Origin of the sequence: Streptococcus halotolerans (assembly GCF_001598035.1) — a bacterium.
In the GTDB taxonomy this organism is placed as follows: domain Bacteria; phylum Bacillota; class Bacilli; order Lactobacillales; family Streptococcaceae; genus Streptococcus; species Streptococcus halotolerans.
The window spans coordinates 25,812-48,387 of record NZ_CP014835.1 but is presented as its reverse complement, the minus strand read 5'-3'; the positions used below and the strand labels follow the sequence as shown (position 1 = coordinate 48,387).

General features: G+C 38.5%; 17 protein-coding genes. 5 read left to right on the top strand and 12 right to left on the bottom strand.

Translation table 11 applies throughout. The features are described from left to right. Positions 1 to 655: 655 nt before the first annotated feature. The 10 genes from A2G56_RS00220 to A2G56_RS00175 all read right to left on the bottom strand — a co-directional run bounded on the left by A2G56_RS00220 (position 656) and on the right by A2G56_RS00175 (position 12,228). On the bottom strand, positions 656 to 2,188 hold the full coding sequence (locus A2G56_RS00220; RefSeq protein WP_062707387.1) for a hypothetical protein: 1,533 nt from the start codon (positions 2,186 to 2,188) through the stop codon (positions 656 to 658). A 65-nt stretch (positions 2,189 to 2,253) separates the two neighbouring features. Beyond that, positions 2,254 to 3,093: an SDR family oxidoreductase gene (locus tag A2G56_RS00215; protein WP_062707384.1), complete on the bottom strand. Its 840-nt coding sequence runs from the start codon at positions 3,091 to 3,093 to the stop codon at positions 2,254 to 2,256. Between the two features lie 40 nt (positions 3,094 to 3,133). After that, entirely contained in the window at positions 3,134 to 4,228 is a 1,095-nt protein-coding gene (locus A2G56_RS00210; RefSeq protein WP_062707381.1) for a mannonate dehydratase, read from the bottom strand. Positions 4,229 to 4,291: 63 nt separating this feature from the next. Further along, the gene (gene uxaC, locus A2G56_RS00205) at positions 4,292 to 5,692 is read right to left on the bottom strand and encodes a glucuronate isomerase (protein ID WP_062707378.1); all 1,401 of its coding nucleotides are present in this window, start codon (positions 5,690 to 5,692) and stop codon (positions 4,292 to 4,294) included. Then, positions 5,682 to 6,314, bottom strand: coding sequence for a bifunctional 4-hydroxy-2-oxoglutarate aldolase/2-dehydro-3-deoxy-phosphogluconate aldolase (locus A2G56_RS00200; RefSeq protein ID WP_062707376.1), 633 nt, complete (start codon positions 6,312 to 6,314; stop codon positions 5,682 to 5,684). Before A2G56_RS00200 ends, uxaC begins: the two co-directional genes overlap by 11 nt. Before the next feature lie 135 nt (positions 6,315 to 6,449). Next, complete coding sequence (locus A2G56_RS00195) at positions 6,450 to 7,172, bottom strand: FadR/GntR family transcriptional regulator (RefSeq protein ID WP_062707373.1); 723 nt, start codon at positions 7,170 to 7,172, stop codon at positions 6,450 to 6,452. A gap of 35 nt (positions 7,173 to 7,207) precedes the next feature. Next, complete coding sequence (gene uidA / locus A2G56_RS00190) at positions 7,208 to 9,001, bottom strand: beta-glucuronidase (RefSeq protein ID WP_062707370.1); 1,794 nt, start codon at positions 8,999 to 9,001, stop codon at positions 7,208 to 7,210. An 11-nt stretch (positions 9,002 to 9,012) separates the two neighbouring features. Beyond that, positions 9,013 to 10,017, bottom strand: a complete 1,005-nt coding sequence (locus A2G56_RS00185; protein ID WP_062712272.1) for a sugar kinase — start codon at positions 10,015 to 10,017, stop codon at positions 9,013 to 9,015. 92 nt (positions 10,018 to 10,109) lie between these two features. Then, on the bottom strand, positions 10,110 to 11,657 hold the full coding sequence (locus tag A2G56_RS00180) for an MFS transporter (RefSeq protein WP_062707367.1): 1,548 nt from the start codon (positions 11,655 to 11,657) through the stop codon (positions 10,110 to 10,112). Between the two features lie 175 nt (positions 11,658 to 11,832). Further along, positions 11,833 to 12,228, bottom strand: a complete 396-nt coding sequence (locus tag A2G56_RS00175; RefSeq protein ID WP_062707364.1) for a YwiB family protein — start codon at positions 12,226 to 12,228, stop codon at positions 11,833 to 11,835. A 101-nt stretch (positions 12,229 to 12,329) separates the two neighbouring features. Between A2G56_RS00175 and A2G56_RS00170 the strand changes: the two genes are divergently transcribed. The 5 genes from A2G56_RS00170 (at position 12,330) to A2G56_RS00150 (ending at position 18,226) form a co-directional block, all read left to right on the top strand. Next, complete coding sequence (locus A2G56_RS00170; RefSeq protein WP_062707361.1) at positions 12,330 to 13,631, top strand: HD domain-containing protein; 1,302 nt, start codon at positions 12,330 to 12,332, stop codon at positions 13,629 to 13,631. 77 nt (positions 13,632 to 13,708) lie between these two features. Beyond that, positions 13,709 to 14,521, top strand: coding sequence for a sugar-phosphatase (gene yidA / locus A2G56_RS00165; RefSeq protein ID WP_062707358.1), 813 nt, complete (start codon positions 13,709 to 13,711; stop codon positions 14,519 to 14,521). Beyond that, entirely contained in the window at positions 14,518 to 15,738 is a 1,221-nt protein-coding gene (locus tag A2G56_RS00160) for an aminoacyltransferase (protein WP_062712269.1), read from the top strand. Before yidA ends, A2G56_RS00160 begins: the two co-directional genes overlap by 4 nt. A 1-nt stretch (position 15,739) precedes the next feature. Beyond that, a complete protein-coding gene (locus A2G56_RS00155; RefSeq protein WP_062707355.1) occupies positions 15,740 to 16,972 on the top strand; it encodes an aminoacyltransferase in 1,233 nt (410 codons plus the stop codon). Between the two features lie 24 nt (positions 16,973 to 16,996). Beyond that, positions 16,997 to 18,226, top strand: a complete 1,230-nt coding sequence (locus A2G56_RS00150) for a peptidoglycan bridge formation glycyltransferase FemA/FemB family protein (RefSeq protein WP_062707352.1) — start codon at positions 16,997 to 16,999, stop codon at positions 18,224 to 18,226. A gap of 901 nt (positions 18,227 to 19,127) precedes the next feature. Here the strand turns inward: A2G56_RS00150 and tpiA are convergent. Both tpiA and tuf read right to left on the bottom strand, forming a co-directional pair. Beyond that, entirely contained in the window at positions 19,128 to 19,877 is a 750-nt protein-coding gene (gene tpiA / locus A2G56_RS00145) for a triose-phosphate isomerase (protein WP_062707349.1), read from the bottom strand. 1,421 nt (positions 19,878 to 21,298) lie between these two features. Continuing rightward, the gene (tuf, locus tag A2G56_RS00140; protein WP_062707346.1) at positions 21,299 to 22,495 is read right to left on the bottom strand and encodes an elongation factor Tu; all 1,197 of its coding nucleotides are present in this window, start codon (positions 22,493 to 22,495) and stop codon (positions 21,299 to 21,301) included. Between the last annotated feature and the right edge of the window lie 81 nt (positions 22,496 to 22,576).

The window sequence follows — 22,576 nt, the reverse complement described above, 5'->3', positions numbered from 1 at the left end:
CAATGCAATGTTACCAGACTTAAATATTAAAACAAGATGCCAGACAATCCGTTTTTACCCCAGAAGTCAGCATTTTCTGGCAACTATATTTCGCCCAAAAGTAAGACGGACCGTACCAATCTTTTTAATCCAAGTTCCTTAGAAAATGAGGTATCAAAGAAGTATTTGGTATTAGATTATCTAACCTCTTAATCACATCTTAGCCTTCTATGATATAAATACTATCTAGCAACCCAAGCAGGCACTACAGCAATCTGATAAAGCAATCTTAATCATCTAAAGATTTCTGATAAAGTAAGGTAGGAACCAAAGTACCTAACCTCATTAAGTTTTAAATTTTAAATAAGTAGAATAGTGTTAGTACAGTAGTTGTCGGACTTATAAAATGACTTAACGTTCAGATAAGAAACTGGGACTCAGACAGTACTTGATACTCAATGAAAATCAAAAGCAAACTAGACGCCGTCGATAGAACTGGAGTTCATCAATTCAAGTCAACAAGATCTGCTTTCGATTTTCGAAGGATATGAGTAGAGCAAGTCGAAAGTGACCATATATCAAAGTTAATTCAAAAGACTATACAAGTCTCGTCAACCTTGCGGAGGTAGGATAATCGATTTCTTCGAAATCACGATTTTTGTCCCACTCTTATTCATCAAACAATCACAAACACACATTCTGTAGGGGCAATCATCAACTCACCAGCCGAAATGAGTTCTGCTTCTAAATTCGGTAACTGGTTGTCTTCATCTAAAGCCAAGACCTTACCATTCAAACACATTTCTTTTGCACGTTTGTCACCGTCTTTTCCTGACAAGCGATATACTTGAGCACCTTTTTCCAACGCCAAGGTAGTAGCTTCCGTTTCTGAATTATTAATGACTAAAATTGCTTTGCCATCTTTGCCATCCTTACGAGAATGCACGAAAACATGCGTCCCTTCATGAATTGGAATTTGACTATCAAATACTTCTGAACCCATCAATCGATTCCACAATAAAACCGCAAAATAGTTCGGACGTGGATCAAACACTTCTCGTGCCAAATAACCATAATCGGAAGAGGCTAAGGTGTTATGGAATATAACCCCATTAGTCAAACAAGCAAATGTTCCTAGCTCATTAAGGGTACGCGGCACATCAAGATAAGTTGACGCCCAAGTATTGCCGCCACCACCAGCATCTCCTGACTCTGTTACCCACATTTCTGCCCCTGGAACGAATCGATCGCGCAAAGGAAGGTAGGTTTTACAAAAGTTTGATGCTACGCCTAAATAGGCTTCTGATAAGGCAGCTTCCACGGACCAATGTCCTGCTGGCATTACAGAAGCCAAACGTTCTGAAACCCCATTGTAGTAGTGATAAGAAAAGACATCTAAAGGCACTTTCGTTCCTTCTAACAAATCTTCGCAGTTAACCGTTTCATGAGCAATCTGTTCAATGCCTCCGATACCTTTTTGCTGGCTTGGATCTCCAAAGACAATATCATCTCCACCTGTCGAACTTGGTCCTACTTTTAAACAATCTGGATAATGTTCATCTAACCATTGGAAGAAAAGGTCTTGGTCACGGCGATAGTGTGCTGCTGTATAGCCTCTTGGAAATCCAGTGTCCTCTAGGATATTGGGCTCATTGGCAAATTCAACAGCTTCTATCGGTACACCATATGACTGGCTTAGAGCAAAGATTTTTTCAGCTTCACTCGGATGCCATGGTTCCTCCGCCGTGTGTAAACCGGGACAGTTAGCCATGGAAATTTTCAAATGTCCACCAACTGCTTTAACAAAATCCAAAACACCTAGCCACTGTTCTTTTGTCAAAACATTAAGATAACCTTGTGGCGGTACTCCAGCAGTTTCACCATCAAAATCGTAATAAGTTTTGGTTGACCAAGTTCCTGAGACGCGTACCCATGCCTCTCCCAATTCTTTCGCCAAATAACGCAATTTCTCATTTGACAAATCAATTGGATTATACTCTTGCATAAGATCCTTATACATCGCTGCGATCCCTTCATCAGAAGGTTCAACGTAAAAATCTTCTGTTCCAGCAATTTGCTCTTCTGAATATGACTTCCAGAAAGTTCCACCTGTCACTTCTGCAAACTCAACATTATAAGAAACCAAACGCGGATTTATATCACGTATCTTGTCTAGCTTTTCTAGCTCCAACGTAATCATTTCACCCATAAAAACTCCTTTATCTTTTCAAACCATGAGCAATCACCAACGACTCATCAAGCGCTTAAATCATATTAGACGCCTGAATAGGCTGAGAAGCCACCATCAATTGGAAGGACAACACCATTAACAAAACTTGCTGAATTTTCATCCGCTAGGAAGAAAAGACCACCAATTAATTCTTCAGCTTCTCCAAAACGCTCCATAGGAGTATTACAAAGAATTTTTTCCGCACGTTCTGAAGGTGAACCGTCTTTATTAAAGAGAAGACCACGATTTTGATTGGTTACCAAGAAGCCTGGGGCAATAGCATTGCAGCGGATACCAACTTTTGAAAAATGTACTGCTAACCATTGCGTAAAATTCGAAATAGCGGCTTTAGCTCCAGAATAGGCAGGAATCTTGGTTAATGGTGTAAAGGCATTCATACTAGAAATATTGATTATATTTGCTCCTTTACGTCCCACCATATCTCGGGCAAAAACCTGAGTAGGAAGCAAGGTTCCTAAGTAGTTAAGATTAAAGACAAACTCAATACCAGCTTTATCTAAATCAAAAAATGATTTTGTTCCCTCAGGCAAATCTGTTTGGTGAAATTCATTGTCTGTCGTTGCTTTAGGGTTATTTCCCCCTGCCCCATTGACAAGAATATCTGTCGGACCCAAATCCGATAGAACCGCTTGGCGTACTTCTTCAAGATTGTCTTTATCTAAAACATTGGCTTTGTAGGCTTTAGCAACCCCACCAGCAGCTTCAATGTCGTTAACAAATTTTTGAGCTGCTTCTTGATTGAGGTCTAAAAGTGCTACTTTAGCACCCGCTTTGGCAAACTCCTTTGCCATATAACCACAAAGAACACCACCAGCACCTGTAACAACAACTACTTTATCTTTAAATTCAATAACTCTAGACATAATTTTATCCTTTCTTACTCTCTTAGATAGTCCAAGAGGATTATTTATCACCAACCGTTTTTTCAGTGATACCAAAATCAGGGATTTTACCTGCTGCTCGCATATTAGCTTCGTACAAACCATTGAAGTAAGTTGCACCAAGCGCTCTATCATACAAGCCATAACCAGGAGTCTTGGTCTGATCACTCCAAATACGACGCCCATGATCTGGACGGAGAGCGCCCTTCCAATCATAATCAACCAGTAACTTCACGATAGCATTCATATCAATGTCACCAGCTTGCGACAAATGCGCAGTTTCTTGAAAGCCCCAGTCCCCCGAAGCAACATTTCGCGTGTGCATAAAGTTGATGCGATTGCGTTTTAAAGCATATTCTGTCATGGTAATCACATCATTTCGAGGGTCTGATGCATATGAACCCACACACATTGTAATGCCATTATTTGACGAATCATAAATATCAAGAAAGCGTTCAACGGCTTCTTGACCAGTGATGATACGTGGAAGTCCAAAGATGCCATACGGTGGGTCATCAGGGTGAATCGCCATTTTAACACCTGCAGCTTCAGCTGTTGGCATAATCGCTTTGATAAAGTATTCTAAGTTAGCCCACAAATCTTCTTCAGAAATATTATTGCGATAATTTTCAATAATCGCCTTCATTTCTTCTTTTGAATAAGATGAATCCCAACCTGGCAAGTTCAAATCATCTGCCACTGGATCAACCCCTTCTAGATCTTCTTTGAGAAAGGCAAGCGAAGTTGAACCGTCTGGAAGTGGGTGATTCAGATCAGAACGCGTCCAGTCAAAAACTGGCATAAAATTGTAACAAACAACCGGAATACCAGCTTCTCCAACATTTTTGATGGACGTTTTATAATTTTCAATCAATTCATCACGATTGGGTTTTCCTTGCTTAATGTCCTCATGAACAGGAATAGATTCAATAACTGTAATTTCAAGACCCGCATCTTCGACCATTTTTTTGAGTTCGAGGATATTCTCTAAAGGCCATACCTGTCCGACAGGAACATCATAAACAGCTGTTACAATCCCCTGCATACCTGGAATGGATCTAATTTCCTCAAGTGATACAGGATCATTTTTCCCGTACCAACGAAATGACATTTTCATAATAATTCCCCCATACCTTAGTCATCTTCTAGCAAAAGACTTGCTGACGATAAGGTTTTTTCTTTAATCGTTAAAATATTCAACAGCATTGTTATAAGCAATATCCTTAGCCATTTGACCTATTGCGTCATAATCCTTTGGAACTTCACCATCTACCATCCACTGCCCCAAATAAGAAGCAAGGATACGACGGAAATAATCATGACGTTGGTAAGATAAGAAACTGCGAGAGTCTGTTAGCATACCAACAAAATTAGCAAGGACACCTTGTTCTGCCAGAGCTGTCATCTGACTCAACATACCAGACTTTGTATCTGCAAACCACCAACCAGCACCAAACTGAAGGTAGGATTTAATCCCTTCTTCGTTAGCTTGGAAGTTGGCTAGAGTATTAGCAACAACAATGTTGTAGCTAGGATTTAAGTTATACCAAATCATTTTTGGCAGATTGTTTTGTTGAGCTAAATAATCCAAAAATCGATTCATATTAATAGCCAGTGCTGTTTGATCACCAAGTGAATCCACCCCAACATCACTTCCTAACTGTCGAAAAATGTCAGAATGATTATTACGCAAAGCTCCAAAATGAACCTGTGTTACAAAGCCATATTGTTTATAAAGGCGACAAAGTTCTGCAAATACTGCCGTTTGCCATTGATTGATTTCCAACTGGCTTGGCTGATAGCCTTCTTGAACAATTTTCAAAAGATTATCCAAAGTCTCTTTATCAGCTTCTTCAAAGACAATCTCGGTAAAACTAATATCACTTGCTTTGCAGCCTTTTTCAGCAAAATAAGCGACACGCCTTTCAAGAGCATTGATAAAGTCTTGAAATTCTTCAATTGATACTGCTGTTACCTGGCTCAATCGATGAATGAAATCACTAAAATTTCGATGTTCTATAAAAGCCTCATCTGGACGAAAGGTCGGTGCAACAGTCGTTTCAAAGCTAGCATCGTCAGCTAATTTTTGATGCCATTCTAAGGAATCCAAAGGATGATCTGTCGTTCCGATAAATGTAACCTGACTATCCTTAATCAGTTTACGTGGGCTAATCTTTTTGGTTTTTAGAATTTCATTAATTCGATGATAAATATCTTCAGCATTTTCTTCTGTTAACACCTCATCAATCCCAAAGACATTTTTTAACTCCATGGCTGACCAATGATAAACAGGATTGCCATAAGAACGCGAGAGACTGCGCGCAAAGGCTTTGAACTTATCTAATTTAGAAGCTGCTCCTGTGATAAGGTCTTCAGAGATGCCGTGCGCCCGCATGAGACGCCATTTGTAATGATCCCCACCCAGCCATAAATCAACGATATTGTCATAGACCTTATTCTCAAAGATTTCTTTTGGATCAAGATGGCAATGGTAGTCAAAAATCGGTTGATCCTTAATTTGCTCATAAAGTTTTAGAGCTGGCTCGCTCGTTAACATAAAAGTTTCGTCATTAAATCCCATCTTGTTCTCCTACAGCTGCAATAAATTCTTTTGCAATCTCAGTCACTGAATCATATCCATCATTAGCGACACGCGCTGCTAAGGCAGAACCAATGCCTACAGCACAAGCTCCTGCCTTTTTCCAATCAGCAACATTGGCTACAGATACTCCCCCAGATGGCATTAAATTCACTTGAGGAATCGGACCGTGAATATCTTTAATAAAACTTGGACCTACAATACCTCCAGGAAAGACCTTAATGATCGAACAACCAGCGTCTATCGCCGCAACCACCTCAGTCGCTGTAGCACAACCTGGGAAGTAAAGATTTTTGGCTTCTTTTGCCACGTCTTGAATCTCAGCAGAAAAATGCGGACTAACTAAGAATTTTGCACCAGCAGCAATCGCTTCTTTAGCAAGATTAACTGTCATCACAGTTCCTGCCCCAATAACGACATCGTCGTTGTTCTCAAACTCTTCTGTCAAATCACGAATAACTTGAGGGGCATTTGGTGTCGAAAAGGTGATTTCAATATTTCGAATCCCTCCCTCAATAGCACATCGTGCAATCTCTTTCGCATCATTTTCATCTTTACCACGTATAACAGCAAAGAAATAATTTTCTTTTAGAATATCTAACATAGACTCCTCCTTGTTTGTAATCGCTATCATAAATCAATTATAGGATTCATCAGATGATTTGTCAAGGATTTTCTGCTTAAATATAAAAAGATTGGGGCTATCCCCAATCTTTTTATATATGCTATAGGTAGCTAATCATTCGTTAGATTTAGGCAATCCATGTAGCTCTATTTCCTTGTCGTACCAATCATCTAGCACTGTTCGTCTCACTGTTAGAATATGAGACATCATACTGTCATAAGCACCTATTGGGTGCCTTGTTTTGATAGCATTCACGATATTGCGATGAGCTTCGACACTAGTCCGTTTCATCTGACGATTCGTATAATCTTCATTGATAATCTGTATGGATTCATTAATCACAGGAATCAAACTTTTAACCGCAATATTCCCACTCATTTCTGCTATTAAACTGTGGAATGCTACATCCAGCTCTAAATGCTTTGGATCATCAGCTTTTAGTGCTTCTTCAATAGCCAGAGCAAGTTTTTCCAAACGTTCAATATCTTCTTCTTTGGCAAATTGGGCGGCACGTTCAGCAATTCTTGGTTCCAAAAGATACCTTAGTTCAAATAAATCAGTCGTTAATTTGATGCGATCTTTGACAAAAGCAAATCCAAAGGGATCTTCAGCAACTCCTTGTTTGGAACTAATATAGGTTCCTGAGCCTTGTCTAACCTCTAAAATATTACGAGCTACAAGACTTCTAACTGCCTCTCGGACGGTACTACGTCCCGCATCTAGAGCTTCTGACAGATCATATTCATTTGGTAATCTTTGTCCAACTTCAAACCCCTGCTCCAAAATAAATTGTAAGAGGCGTTCTGCTGTTTTTTCAACCAGTGGGCGCGCTGCCATAATTGTTCCTCCTTAAACCTTTTATGGCTATTATACTACTTTTTAATCTTATAACCATAATTCGGAACATTATCCCAGCGTTTTTTAAAACGCCTAACAATACTCTTGGGCTGACGATTTCTTGAAAACAGTCCTTTGTGATTACCTTGTACTCTCAATATCGTAAGATTTGTCTCAAAATCAGCAAAATTCCACACTTGCTCGCCTACGAGATTGGCGATTTCATCAAAGACTTTATGATTCATATCATAAAAATTAATTTGGAATTCTTCTGTGTAAGGGATATTCCACATGGAATGAAGACCTGGAAGGGTATCTGCTCCGTATTCTGTCATGATGATTGGTTTATCTGGATAAAGTGCTTGCCAATCTTCTAATTCTTTCCGCAATCCTTCTTCTGCTTTTTTCAAATCACCGTGATGCACATACCAACCGTAATAGCGGTTAAGGCAAATAACATCAACCAAGTCCATAACTTTATCATGCTCTGGATCAGCCATCATGATATTAACTAAGGTTACAGGGCGTTTTTCAGGATCTAAATCCTTGTATAGCTTAATCAGGGGTTCAAAATATTCATGCGCCCCATCCTCATGACTTGCTGGCTCATTAGCCACGACCCACATAACAACCGAAGGGTGATTCTTATCTCTTTGAACCAATTCACTAATCACCTGTTCATGAGCACCTTTCGTCTCTAAAAGTTTCCACGTCTCATTGTCTCCTCGAGATGCATCTAGCGAAGCATTAAAATTGTGGAAAAGCCCAACAGCAGGAACTTCATCGATAACAACAATCCCCAATCTATCAGCTAAGCGCATCATCTCTTCAGAATAAGGATAATGTGAGGTTCTAAAAGAATTAGCACCGATTTCTTTAAGCAAGTTCAGATCAAGTAAATTAGCTGCCTCATTCAACCCACGACCATTGATAAAGGTATCTTCATGTTTTCCGAAACCTTTAAAGTAAAATGGTTTTTCATTAATAAAGAATTGGCCGCCCGACACTCGAACACTTCGGATACCAAACGGCTCATCATAAACATCTAAAACTTTACCATCCTTGATAAGCTCAACATGTGCAGTGTAAAGATAAGCATCCAAAACTTCCCATAGTCGAACATCTAGCAGCTCAGCTTGTCCATTTTCCAAGACGACAACTTCTTGTTGATGTTCATCAAAAATACTTACTTTAACATCATCAACAGGCTGACTGCTAGTCACATCTACTTTTACAATAGCAGAAGTCATATCATCAGATAGTTGACTCGTGATAACAAGATCTGAAAGATGGATTTTAGGGCGAATCACTAACTTCACTGGACGATGAATCCCTGCATAGTTGAAGAAGTCAAAATTCTCCTGAACTTTCTTTTTAAAACTACCATCTTCTTGCAGTTCTTCGCTATAATTCCCAACCGGCAACGTCGTATAATTAAGTTCATTATTTGCACAGATAGAAACTTTGAGACGATTTTCTTTCATCAAATAATCAGGAATAAGCACCTCAAACGGTGTAAAGCCGCCGCGATGTTCTCCAAGCAATTCCCCATTCACATAGACTTTGGCATAATGAGTTACAGAACCAAAGCGTAAAACAGCTTCTTGCTCTTTGCTAATATCAGGAATCTCAACAAAACGTTCATACCAAAAATCACCAATATAATCTCGCTTAGCTTGATCTACAAGCACATCGTTAAAAGAAGTTGGAACAGTCATGACCTCATCTGAAGCTAGGAGTTCTTGAGGATTATGGTCACCAAGCTTAAAATTCCATAAACCATTTAAATCATAAACATTACGTGTTTTCGTTAAAATTGGATATAACATATTTTTTCTCCTCATCGTTTAATATCTAAGCTACCTTTTTTCATAAACTGTTCAATATCGTCTTTAGTGACGATATTGATGTCACCCTCAATGGTATGTTTAAATTTGAAGCTAGCCATACCAAGCTCCAAAACTTCTGGAACTGAAGTATTTTCAAGCAAACCATAAATAATCCCAGCCGTGTAGGCATCGCCAGTTCCTACGCGATCCAAAACTTGAATAGCCTCCCTAGCAGTTTCATGTAAGATAGCTTCTTGAGCATCATAGAGGTAGGCTTTTAACAAATACTCATTCGTTGCGCCAATCTCTCTTTCTGTAAAAGCGATGTATTTCAAACCATACCGTTCAACCATTGTCTCTAGAACAGTTAACAGAACCTCGCGATCTTTGTAAGGTCTCGTCAAGCCTAACTCATCCTTCAAATCCCCTCCTTTATCCGTCAGTAGGGAAACAGGTTCAATCCCAATACAGACATCTGCCAGAGCAACCAACTTAGACAGGGCATCACGCGCTTGTTGAAAAGATTCCCAAAGACTTTCACGGTAATTTAAATCAAATGAAATAGGGATATTCTTTTCTTTTGCCTTAGTCATTAAAGCAAGAGCTATCGCGTAAATATTGGGATTCAAAGCTACCGTTATGCCACTAACATGAAGCCAATCCATATCCTTAACAATAGCCTCTAAATCGTAATATGATAATTGCGACTCGTAAAATGACGAGAACTTGCGATCATAAAGAACACGACTATTTCTTAGAGAAAAACCTTTTTGGTAGTAATAAATGCCCAATCTATCCCCAGTTTTCACCAAATGTTCTTGACCAATTTGGTGAGCAAATAAGAATGATTCTGCCATACGCCCCAAGTCATTATCAGGAATAGCTGATACCAGAGAAACCGTATGCCCTAATTGCCCCAAAGTCGATAGAACATTTAATTCAGATCCGCCAAACTGACAGTCTAATTGCATAGCCTGAGTCAATGTTTGATGTTGTGGGGGAGACAATCTTAACATGATTTCACCAAATGCAACAACTTTTTTCTTCAATTTCCTATCCTCCCTTAGTATAAAAGCAGTTGCTTAAAAAAGGGCAACTGCAATTCATTTTATTTATCATCCACTGGGTATTTTGATAAATCAACGTAATCCATATCTGACAATGGAACATTTTTAGCAATAGCCATAGCACGTTCTTTATCACGAGCTGCTTTCATAGTATGAATTTTTTCTTGAATTTGAACCATCGTTTCTTTATCAAGCTTATAGAATTTCATCAAGAAAAGTGAGACTAGTAAGAAAGCTGCTGGGATAATGGCAAATAAAATAATTGTCATCATTTTCAACTCTGGTGTCAAAGGTGTTTCTGCCGTTGGATAATCTTTGGCAAAACCAATTGAAGTCAGAGCCCAACCCACAACCATCGGTGCAAAGGAAGATGCCACTGAATCAGTTAATGAGAAAATAGTTCCAATCATACCTGAAACATATCGTCCTGAGACAGAAGTCTCATAGTCTGAAATATCAGCTCCCATCGTCAAAACAAGACCTGACGGTGCTGATGAGAAGTAACGTGCAAAGATATAAGCAATAACAAAAGCAATGCTATATGGTGTCCATTTTGTAAAACTCAAACCACCTTGTTCACCGAAGAAAAGAAGGGCTCCCATAGCCATTAAACCAACGATACCAATCTGCAGAGCTAAAATATAAGCACTTCGAAGTCCTCTTTTACGCGCCACACTGGCTGCAAAGGTGGTTACGAGGATATTTGGTATGACCATCATCGCTGATATGGCACCAGATAGGGCATAGTTGCCAAAAAGGATTCCAAAGAGCATGACAGTGACAACAGCATCACCAAACAATTGTGCACAGAACTTGACAAGAGCGGCAGACAAGGAAAGAACTTGTAAAGGTTTATTCCCTTTAATAACTTGCCAGTAATCTTTGAGCGATGTTTTCTTGTTCTTCTCGCCACCTAGTCCGAAGTATTTAGAATTATCTTTTTTCCAAATTCCAATAATAGCAAATACGGCAAGGACAGCTGAAATAAGGATAACACCCCACATCAACTCAACAAAGAAACTTTCCGTAAACCCACCATGTTTTTTAACTAAATAACTAGAAACAACAATCTGACTTCCTGAAAACAAAATAGCTGTCATGATACCATCAACAATGTTAAAGATAGGACGTTGCTTGGGATCATTTGTAAGAGCAGTTTGACCAGCTTTGGTAATAGTTTGTTGCATAGAATAACCAATTTTATGGATAATTAAAGCTACAATAAACAATGGCATAACCATTCCTTTACCAAAATGATGGATATTGAACAGGAATAGAAATGACAGAGCTGTAATCAAGTTACCTAAGATAAGAATAGGACGATATTTACCAAATTTAGTATTCGTCTTATCAATTAAGGCACCGATAGCTGGATCAATAAACCCATCAAAAATACGAATATAGCCCATTAACTGACTAACAAATATAGCTGCTAAACCAAGAACACCAGTAGAAAAATAGGCAACAAAACTAAAGGCTACCAGATAAATATTGGTAGACGTATTATTTGCAGCAAATAAAATAATTTGCCACAGTTTCGCCCGATTATAGGTAATATCTTCACTTCGATCCTTTTTATGACTCATCATAAGTCGCCTCCTTGAAGCTTTCTTGTGAAAGCGTTTTTATTTACCTATATTCTATTATTCATCAGATGATTTGTCAATATATTTTTTCTTAAAAGTCAAAAAAGAGTGTTTTTGTTTAAAACACTCTTAATTCATCTGATAATTACTGTTTTGGATTACTTTTATAAACTATCCTTTATTTCGTCTCCCAGCGTAAACGCATCCGATAATCAGCCAAAGCTTCTTCTGCTTCGGGATGGGGTAACAGCTGGTAGTGAAGGATTAATTCTTGGTCAGCTTCCTTCAATTCAAATAGTGTGGTTTTCGTGACCAGACGCTGCAAGCCTAAAGGAGAGGGGATTTGAGCTGCTGCAAAATGATCTTTTTCAAATGTCATAATGCTCTGAGGGTTGCTAAACCGTGTTACCGTTAATTTATCGGCATTAAACTTCAAAATAACACGTTCTTTTTCCGAATTAGTATAAATGAGATAAGAAAATTCACCTTTTTCCTTATACTCCCCATTGGCTTCTTCGTGAACCATATCCAGGTCCTGATCCATCATAATGTTGTTATCAATGATAATTTTCATAAAAGCTTCCTTCAATTTAGTCTCTACATTGTACCAATTTATGAGGATTCCAGCAATTTTTGCTATAATAAAATCAACTTATGCCATTGAAAGGATATGCTATGAAAGAAAAAGTTTTCCGCGATCCCATCCACAATTACATCCATGTGAAAGAGCCTATTATTGCACGATTAATCGATTCCAAAGAATTCCAACGCCTACGTCGTATTAAGCAGGTCCCCACAACTTCTTATACTTTTCACGGTGCTGAACACAACCGCTTCTCCCATTGTCTGGGTGTCTACGATATCGCCCGTCGTGTCACAGAGATTTTCGAACAACAGTACGCCGACAAATGGAATCCCGAAGAATCACTGATTACCATGGTGGCTGCTTTGCTTCATGACATTGGACACGGCGCCTATTCCCACACCTTCGAATTACTCTTTGAAACAGATCATGAAGCCTATACTCAAGACATCATCACCAATCCAGAAACTGAAGTCAATGCTATCCTTCGTCAAGTATCGCCTGATTTCCCAGAAAAAGTCGCTAGTGTCATCGACCATACCTATGCTAATAAGCAAGTTGTTCAACTGATTTCCAGCCAAATCGACTGTGATCGTATGGATTATTTACTTCGTGACTCTTACTACACCGGAACTTCCTATGGACAATTTGATCTAACCAGGATTTTACGTGTTATCCAACCTGTTGACAATGGCATTGTATTTGCTAAGAACGGTATGCACGCTGTTGAAGACTACCTCATCGGCCGTTATCAGATGTACATGCAAGTCTATTTCCACCCAGCCAGCCGTGCAATGGAAGTTCTCTTGCAAAATCTGTTAAAACGTGCTAAATTTCTTTATCAAAATCATCCTCAATACTTTCAACAAACATCGCCCAATCTCATCCCATTCTTCGAAAAAAATCCTAGTTTAGCTAATTACCTTGCCCTAGACGATGGGGTCATGAATACCTATTTCCAAACATGGATAACTAGCGAAGACAGCATTCTAAAAGACTTGGCTAGCCGTTTCGTCAATCGTAAACTCTTAACGTCAATTAGTTTTGATGAAGACAATACGTCGCAGCTAAATGATATGATAACGTTAGTAAGACAGACCGGATTCGATCCTGATTATTACACAGGCATTCACATCAATCTAGATTTGCCTTACGATGTCTATAAACCTAAAAGTAATAAGCCGCGTACACAGATAGATATCGCCGAAAAAGATGGAAGCAAACAAGAATTATCAGCCCTATCACCCCTAGTGGCCTCACTATCAGGTAATATTCATGGTGACCGTCGATTTTACTTTCCAAAAGAAATGTTGCAGGCAGATGATTTGTTCGCAGAAAACAAGATAAACTTCCAAAAATTTATCTCTAACGGTCATCTGGCAAGGCCCCTATGATCTAAGCTCTGCCATGACAAAATGGCAGTTTTTTAGTAAACTAGATTGGAAACACTTTTCTGAAAAAGGAGATGACTATGTCTATCAAATTAGTCGCCATTGATATCGATGGCACTTTACTAAATGAAAACAGAGAAATCACACCAGAAGTTTTTGAGGCCATTCAGGATGCCAAAGCAGCTGGTGTTAAAATCATCATCACAACAGGACGTCCTATTGCTGGTGTTACAGCAATGCTGGATGACCTTAATTTGCGTGACAAGGGCGATTATGTGATAACCTTCAATGGTGGACTAGTCCAAGAAACAGACACAGGCTCTGACATGGTTAAGGTTCCTCTTTCTTATGAAGAATATCTCGATATTGAATTAATGGCCAGAAAACTTGGCGTCCATATGCATGCCATTACGAAAGATGGTATCTATACTGCCAACCGAGATATTGGTAAATACACTATCCATGAAGCAACCTTAGTAGACATGCCTGTCTACTACCGTACACCTGAGGAAATGGCTGATAAGGAAATCGTTAAGATCATGTTTATCGATGAACCAGAAATCCTCGATGCAGCTATTGCCAAAATCCCAGAAGACTTTGCTAATCGTTTCATGTTAGTTAAATCAAAACCTTTTTACCTCGAAGTCGTCGATAAAGGTGTCAGCAAAGGTAATGCTATCAAAGCCTTGGCTAAACAACTGGGCATCGCTATGGAAGAGACAATGGCTATTGGTGACGAAGAAAATGACCGTGCCATGCTTGAAGTTGTCGGTACGCCTGTTGTAATGGCAAACGGGGTCCCAGAACTCAAGAAAATTGCCAAATACATCACCAAATCCAATGAAGAATCTGGTGTCGCACATGCTATTAGAGAGTGGGTATTGAAATCATGACATATTCCGTAAAAATTGGGATTTCTGCTGAGGAACACGATCAATTTGTCATCAATCATCCGCTGACCAATATACTGCAATCTAGTTCCTGGGCTAACATCAAAGACAGTTGGGGGAACGAGCGTATTGGTTTCTACCAAAATGATCAATTAGTCGCAGTTGCTTCCGTACTCATTCAGCCACTTCCTCTCGGATTTACAATGATTTATAGTCCTCGTGGGCCAGTTATGGATTATACTGATAAAGAATTGTTAGCATTTGTTATTGACAACTTAAAGAAATACGGCAAAAAGAAAAAAGCCGTCTTTATCAAGTGCGATCCGTTCATTCTTTTGGCTGATCATAAAGTGGATGAAAAGCCAAACGATAAAGCATTGGGCCATGAGGTTATTAAACATTTAACGGATGCTGGCGCTTATTGGACAGGTCGAACGGAAGATTTGGCTCAAAATATTCAACCACGTTTTCAAGCCAATATATACTCGGAAGGTTTTTCAGAATCTGCTTTGCCTAAAAAAATCCGTCAAACTATCCGCTCATCGCGAAACAAAGGCATTGAGATTGTTTTTGGCGGCATGGACTTGGTGGATGATTTTGCTAAATTAATGAAAAAAACCGAAGATCGTAAGCATATCCATCTTCGTGGTCAAGATTACTACGAAAAATTGCTAACAACATATGGCGATGATGCTTATATTACCATGGCTAGGTTAAATCTTAACGAAAGGTTAGAACAAGCACAGACAGCTTTAAATAACGCCTTAAATCTCCAAAAAACCTTTACAGAAGACACGCGCCAAAATAAAGTAAAAACAACAGAAAATGACATTAAGCGTCATCAAAAAGATATAGCATTCTTTACAGAAAAACTTGAAAAAGGTCAGGATATTGTGCCACTAGCAGCAACATTATCACTTAATTATGGTCAAACTTCGGAAAACATCTATGCTGGCATGGATGAGGATTATAAACAGTATAATGCTCCTTTGATCACCTGGTTTGAAACAGCACAGCATGCCTTTGAAAAAGGAGCCAAATGGCAAAATATGGGAGGAATTGAGAACCAGCTAGATGGCGGCTTATACCGATTTAAATCAAAATTCAATCCGATGATTGAAGAATTCATCGGCGAATTCAACATCCCCGTAAACCCACTCCTTTATCACCTATCCAATACCGCCTATATTTTAAGAAAAAAATTAAGGAGCAAACATTAAAATGCCTGTTAAAGTACTATCTTGGGACGTCTTTGATCACTTTGTCAATCACGCAAAACACCGAAATTTTGAACAGTCTTCTGAGATGGGGGCGCTTCTAGAAAAAAGAGGCTATCAGGTATCTCCGATTGGTTATGTCGATGATAATGATCATGTGCAAGTTGCAGCAATTGTATACAGCACGCCTGTAGCTGGTGGACTTTATTCAGAAATCCATTACGGACCAGTTTTTGATAACAGCAAATATCTCCTCCCTTTCCTTGAAGGCTTAAAAGAATTTGCAAAAGCTAATAATACCATCGAGCTTGCTGTAAAACCCTATGAAAGTTATCAGCAATTTGATGATAATGGCGATGCCATTTCACCTCAAAATCAAGAACTAATCGCTATTTTTAAAGAAGCTGGTTATCAATTTCAAGGATTAACCACTGGTTTCGAAACCAGTGATTGGCACTATGTTAAATCTTTGAAAAATATTGAAACCTCAAAACTCATCAACAGCTTTAGTAAAAAAGGAAAAGGACTCGTCAAGAAAGCCAATACTTTTGGAATTAAACTACATAAGTTAGATCGAGAAGAATTAACTATTTTTAAAGAAATTACAGCTGCGACATCCGAGCGTCGAAAGTATAACGATAAACCTCTTGACTATTATCAAAAATTATATGATGCCTTTGGAGAACGAGCTGAATTCATTGCTGCAACTTTAAACTTTAAAGATTATCTCAATCAGGTCAACTCAGAGCATCAACGAGTATTAGAACAGCTGCAATCTATCGAAAATGATTTATCTGAAAATCCAAATTCTGCCAAAAAGAAAAAGGAATTACAGCAGATTCTTAAACTAGAGCAAACTTTTATAACTCGTGAAAAAGAGGCACAACAGTTAATTGACCAATATGGCGATGAAGATCAATTTCTAGCTGCTAGCCTATTCATCTTTACTCCACAAGAAACAACCTACTTCTTGAGTGGCTCATACCCTGAATTCAATAAATTCTACGCTCCTGCTCTTCTTCAAGAATATGCCATGAAAGAAAGTATCAAACGAGGTATTCCATTCTACAACTTCCTCGGAATCGCTGGCTCATTCGATGGTTCAGATGGCATTCTCCGCTTCAAACAAAATTTCAATGGCTATATCGAAAGAAGACCAGGTAGTTTCAACTATTATCCAAAACCAAGAAAATATTTCTTAATTAAACAATTCAAAAAAATAATGGGACGCCTGTAATTCAACTATTGATAAGGAGTAATAATGAAAATTAAGATTGTTTCTAACGATGAGTATCGACTGACTCAAGAAAACTATGACAATGCTAACTTCCTACAATCTTCTGAAATATCTCAACTCCAAGAGGAACGTCATAACTTTGTAAAAGTAGAACGTCTACTTTTCATTGAAAACAATGACATTGTCGGACAAGCCATCCTAAACTACCGAAGAAAATATAAAGTTTTTACTGAAGCTTTTGTTGTCCAAGGACCTCTATTAAACTATCAAAATCAAGAACAAGTTCAAGCAGCTATTAGTTGCTTAGAACAACATGTCAAAAAAAATAAAGCTATTCATTTAATGATTCACCCTTTTATCATCAATCAAATCAAAAATGAGGCATTAGCAATAATATCTAATCAAATCCAAATGGATACCATATCGACACTCCAGGGGCTTGGTTTTACCAGAGAAATCAATATTGAAGACATGTCTAATGGAATGGGACAAGCTTTTGTAAAGGACCTTACTCATTTTTCTAACATAGATGATATCGTCCAAGCATTTCCACCTTCTCTAAAAAGAGATATCAAGAAATTCAAAGCTTTAGAGGTCAAAGTCGTTGAATTGGGCCAATCAAGGCTTGATGAATTTTATAACATCTTATCCAAGACTGGTAAACGAAAGAATTTTTCAGTTCAAGATTTTCAATTCTTTCAATTATTAAAGAAGTACCTTGGCGAACGAGCTAAGTTCATGCTAGCTTACCTAGATGTCCCAGCCTATCAAAGCTATCTTGAAAAGAATATCAATCATTTCCAAGCGAAAATTGATGAACTTAACTCGGGTAAAGTGACTAAAAAAACTAAGGGATTACTCACCGATGCAACAGATCAACTTAACAGCTATGTCAAGCGGAAACAACAACTAAAGGAAATGAATCTAAACAAGGAGCACTTACCTCTATCATCGTATCTCTTTATTGACTATGGCCAACAAATGCTGAGTTATGTTGGTGGCAATTATGAAAAGTTTCTTAACTTTGGGGGAGCCACACTAATAAATTTAGAGATGATCCGACAAGCCAAGGTCAAAAATATTCCCTATTTTAGTTTCGGCGGTACAATAGAAACTAACTCGGCTAATAAGGGACAAGGAAATTTCAACTACAAAAGACAATTTGGCGGACAACTTAATATCTATTCTGGAACATTCACAAAACCCATTGGTGTATTTGGAAAGTTCATCAAAAAATTAGAATCAGTTAAATAGTCGTTCACATTAGTCACTTTTCTAAATGCATGAAAAGTCATAGCCTCATAACCTGGAGAGACCCAAATTGGATCTCTCCTTTTTAATGTTCAAAGTAATAAGCATTTTAACTTTAACGTTGTCAAAGTTTCACAGCCCAAAAGTCTAGCATTTGGTGTCTTTGATGGGTTTGGTGGTGACTTCAAGTTTAGCGCCAAAATAGAGCCATTTAATCGTATTAGTCATATAATCCTTGTATTTTGTGAATGTTCTGAAAACAATCCGAAAGGTAGGATCAATTTGTGTCGCCTGATCTACTATGTGTTGAAAAAGTATAGATGATTCTTCTCTTGAATGACATAATAACAATACCTGATAAAGATCATCGTAATAGCAAAGGTCGTCTGAGAAAGCCAACAGTTTCACAATAATGTCACGCGATCTCAACATTTATCTAACCGTTCGTTAATCAAATGGTTTATGAGATAGCCAGGATTGGCATCCTTTAGGTATCTGGAAGGGGAATGGTTGATGGTTTTTGAAATCATATTTGATCATAGTCCAATTGTAATGGGACATAAGGGTGCAGGGTAATCTAGTGTAACCCTGATTTCCGTAGGACTGATGTTTGATAACATTTCCAATAATGATATTTAGGTCTTTTATCCCAATTAAATCGGTAGTATGCTTAATACGTTCCGTATGGACCTCCCTAATGTGAGTTTAGTCACTTTTCCTGATCAGTCTGTCATATGAGACCTTTTTCTGTACTCAAAAAGCTCCATAACCACTGCGGTGAAGTTACCCACTACAGAAATTATAGAGCTACTTTATTAGCTTTAGATGTCAAATATAGCTTACCATTCTCTTCAAAAGCATCATTCAACACTCTTTCGGAAACGTTTGAAAGGTATATCTTAGATTAAAATTCAAGCAATGCAAGGAAGCTTTCTGGATCAAGAGAAGCACCACCAACAAGTGCTCCATCAACGTCTTCGCAAGACATATAGGAAGCAACGTTTTCAGGCTTAACTGAACCACCATATTGTACACGAACTTTGTCTGCCACTTCTTGGCCAAAATCTGCTGCAACAACATCACGGACTGCTTTACACATTTTTTGAGCATCATCTTGAGTAGCTGACTTACCAGTACCGATAGCCCAGATTGGTTCATAAGCAATAACAAGTGATGATACTTGCTCTGCTGACAAATCTTTAAGTGCTGCTGAAACCTGTGCCCCTACAAACTCTTCAGCTTTACCAGCTTCATAAGTTTCAAGAGACTCACCACAACAGATAATTGGAGTCATGTCATTTTTAAAGATAGCATGTGCTTTCTTGTTGATATCTTCATCAGTTTCGTGGAAATAATCGCGACGTTCTGAGTGACCAATAACAACATAGTCTACACCCATTTCTGATAATACTTTTGGAGAAGTTTCACCAGTGAAAGCACCAGCATCTTCTGAATAAGTATTTTGAGCGGCAACTTTAAGCCCTTCAACATTAGCATCAAGCAAAGCTACCAAGTCAACAGCTGGAGCTGCGATAGCTGCCTCTACTTTATCAGTTGTTGGTAATTTACCTGCAATAGCCTCAACGAAAGCTTTTGCTTCTTGAGGATTTTTATTCATTTTCCAGTTTCCGGCAATAATTGGTTTACGTGACATTTCACATACCTCTTCTATTTTTATAGTACGTTAACATTTTACCATAAACTTCTCTAGATTTAAAGGAATTGGGTAAATATCGCTATTATTTTCACATACTTTCAGAAATCCTTTCCATTTCAAGTAAAACCAAATCTAAGGATAACCAGCATCATTGGTACTATTTATTCTATACTTTTAGAAGAGACGTGTAACAACTTATTGATTTCTTTTAGCACGATAAAAAATACTTAACGTTTGTCTAGTAACAGTAACCATCTAAATCATTATCAAATAGGTTTAAATTTCGTTCTTAAATCTCTAATGCGCTGGAATGTGAATAGCCTTATGCTAACCGCAAACTTAAAGCCACCAACAAACTCATCAAGAATTTAACGAACAAGTTTTGCATTTCGAAATATCAAAAACGTTAGGATCAAGATACTGATCACTTTAAACCGAAAAAGAGACAACCAACCTGATTCACTCCCACACTCAATGATAAATCAGTCACCTATAATCCAAAATGCCTATCACTATCAGTCACAGGAACATATTACCAATACAATCAAGTAGGGGGGAATCTCTGACCTCTCTCAGACCACCGTGCGTGCTGTTCGGCAGACAGCGGTCAACTAACTCTGTTAACAAGAGTTCATAGACACATCTCTCATTCCACAGAGTCGCTCTTATGGGTACTGTTCTCAATTTATGAATATGAACGATAGCCACCTTTTGCGCTTTCAGTCTATCGCCTTTTCAGACTAAAAATTAAAATAGGCACCGCCAATTTGAGTGATGCTCATTTCCTTGTTTGGCTCATCGCTCTACTTCCATTACAGAAGCGTCATCACTACTATGGCAGTCTGATGATTTCTCATGATCTTTGTTAATACCTCTTCTACGCTCATGAAATCGCACGAGATAAGTCAGGCCATTCTTCTCGTTTACTCAAAATATTAGACTGTTAAAAAATCTAAGGGATAATAGGTATTCTGACGAAGAGTTCAGAAACTCTAGGAAGAATTATTTTTTTTACACAGACTTTAGTCCGACTTTAATTACTCTAGTGAATTACACATATAATTGATAACTACTTGTTCGAACTTTAGCGTTTTTGAGGCTCCTCATCCGCTATATACACCGCCTTGATCTCGCCTTCCTGTTCGTAGAGGCACGATTCCTCTATGACTTTCTCTTACGGTTCCAGTTTCTAGCACCAGACTTAAAACAAACCATCCCTAGACTGCTTTAAGTCATTACTTAACGGTCATCAGCTTGAGAGTTGTTATTGGATTTACCAGTAGCGAGTACCCACGAAGGGCTTTCCCTCAGATGAATGCCATAATCGTCGTACCACAAAAAAGCACTTCCTTCAGGAAGTGCTCAATTAGAAGTTGTCTGACTCTAATTGTTATTTTGGGAAAACTTAATTGTAAAAATTAAGCTTCGATTTCTGAAACAATACCTGAACCAACAGTACGTCCACCTTCACGGATAGAGAAAGTAGTACCTTGTTCAACGGCGATTGGGTGGATCAACTCAACTTCAATAGTTACGTTATCACCAGGCATTACCATTTCAGTACCTTCTGGCAATTTAATTGAACCAGTTACGTCAGTTGTACGGAAGTAGAACTGCGGACGGTAGTTGTCAAAGAATGGAGTGTGACGTCCACCTTCTTCTTTAGAAAGAACGTAAACTTCACCTTTAAATTTAGTGTGTGGATTGATTGAACCTGGTTTAGCAAGAACTTGACCACGTTCGATTTCATCACGTTGCACACCACGAAGAAGAACACCAACGTTATCTCCAGCAAGACCTTCGTCAAGTTGTTTACGGAACATTTCAACACCAGTAACAACTGCTTTAGTGATCTCATCTTTGATACCAACGATTTCAACTTCGTCGTTAACTTTAACAGTACCACGGTCGATACGTCCTGAAGCAACAGTACCACGTCCAGTGATTGAGAATACATCCTCAACTGGAAGAAGCAATGGTTTGTCAGTGTCACGTTCTGGTTCTGGAATGTACTCATCAACAGTTGCCATCAATTCCATGATAACATCTTCTTGAGCTGTATCACCTTCAAGAGCTTTAAGAGCTGAACCTTGGATAACTGGAAGGTCATCACCTGGGAATTCGTATTCTGAAAGAAGATCACGAATTTCCATTTCAACCAACTCAAGCAATTCTTCGTCATCAACAAGGTCTACTTTGTTCATGAAGACGATCAAGTGTTTAACACCAACTTGACGTGAAAGAAGGATGTGCTCACGAGTTTGTGGCATTGGTCCATCAGTTGAAGCTACAACAAGGATAGCTCCGTCCATTTGAGCCGCACCAGTGATCATGTTTTTAACGTAGTCCGCGTGTCCTGGAGCATCGATGTGCGCATAGTGACGGTTTTCTGTTTCATACTCAACGTGTGCAGTGTTGATTGTGATTCCGCGTTCACGTTCTTCTGGAGCAGCATCAATTGAAGCGTAATCTTTTGGTGTGTTAACTGAACTTGGTAAACGACGTGCCAAAACAGTTGTGATAGCTGCAGTCAATGTAGTTTTACCGTGGTCAACGTGTCCAATAGTACCAATGTTGACGTGAGCTTTACTACGATCGTATTTTTCTTTTGCCATTTTAGGAAAAGCCTCCAATAAAATATATTTTATAGATAGACAGTAGGCAATACAGTCTAACTTTACTCTTTTATTCTATCA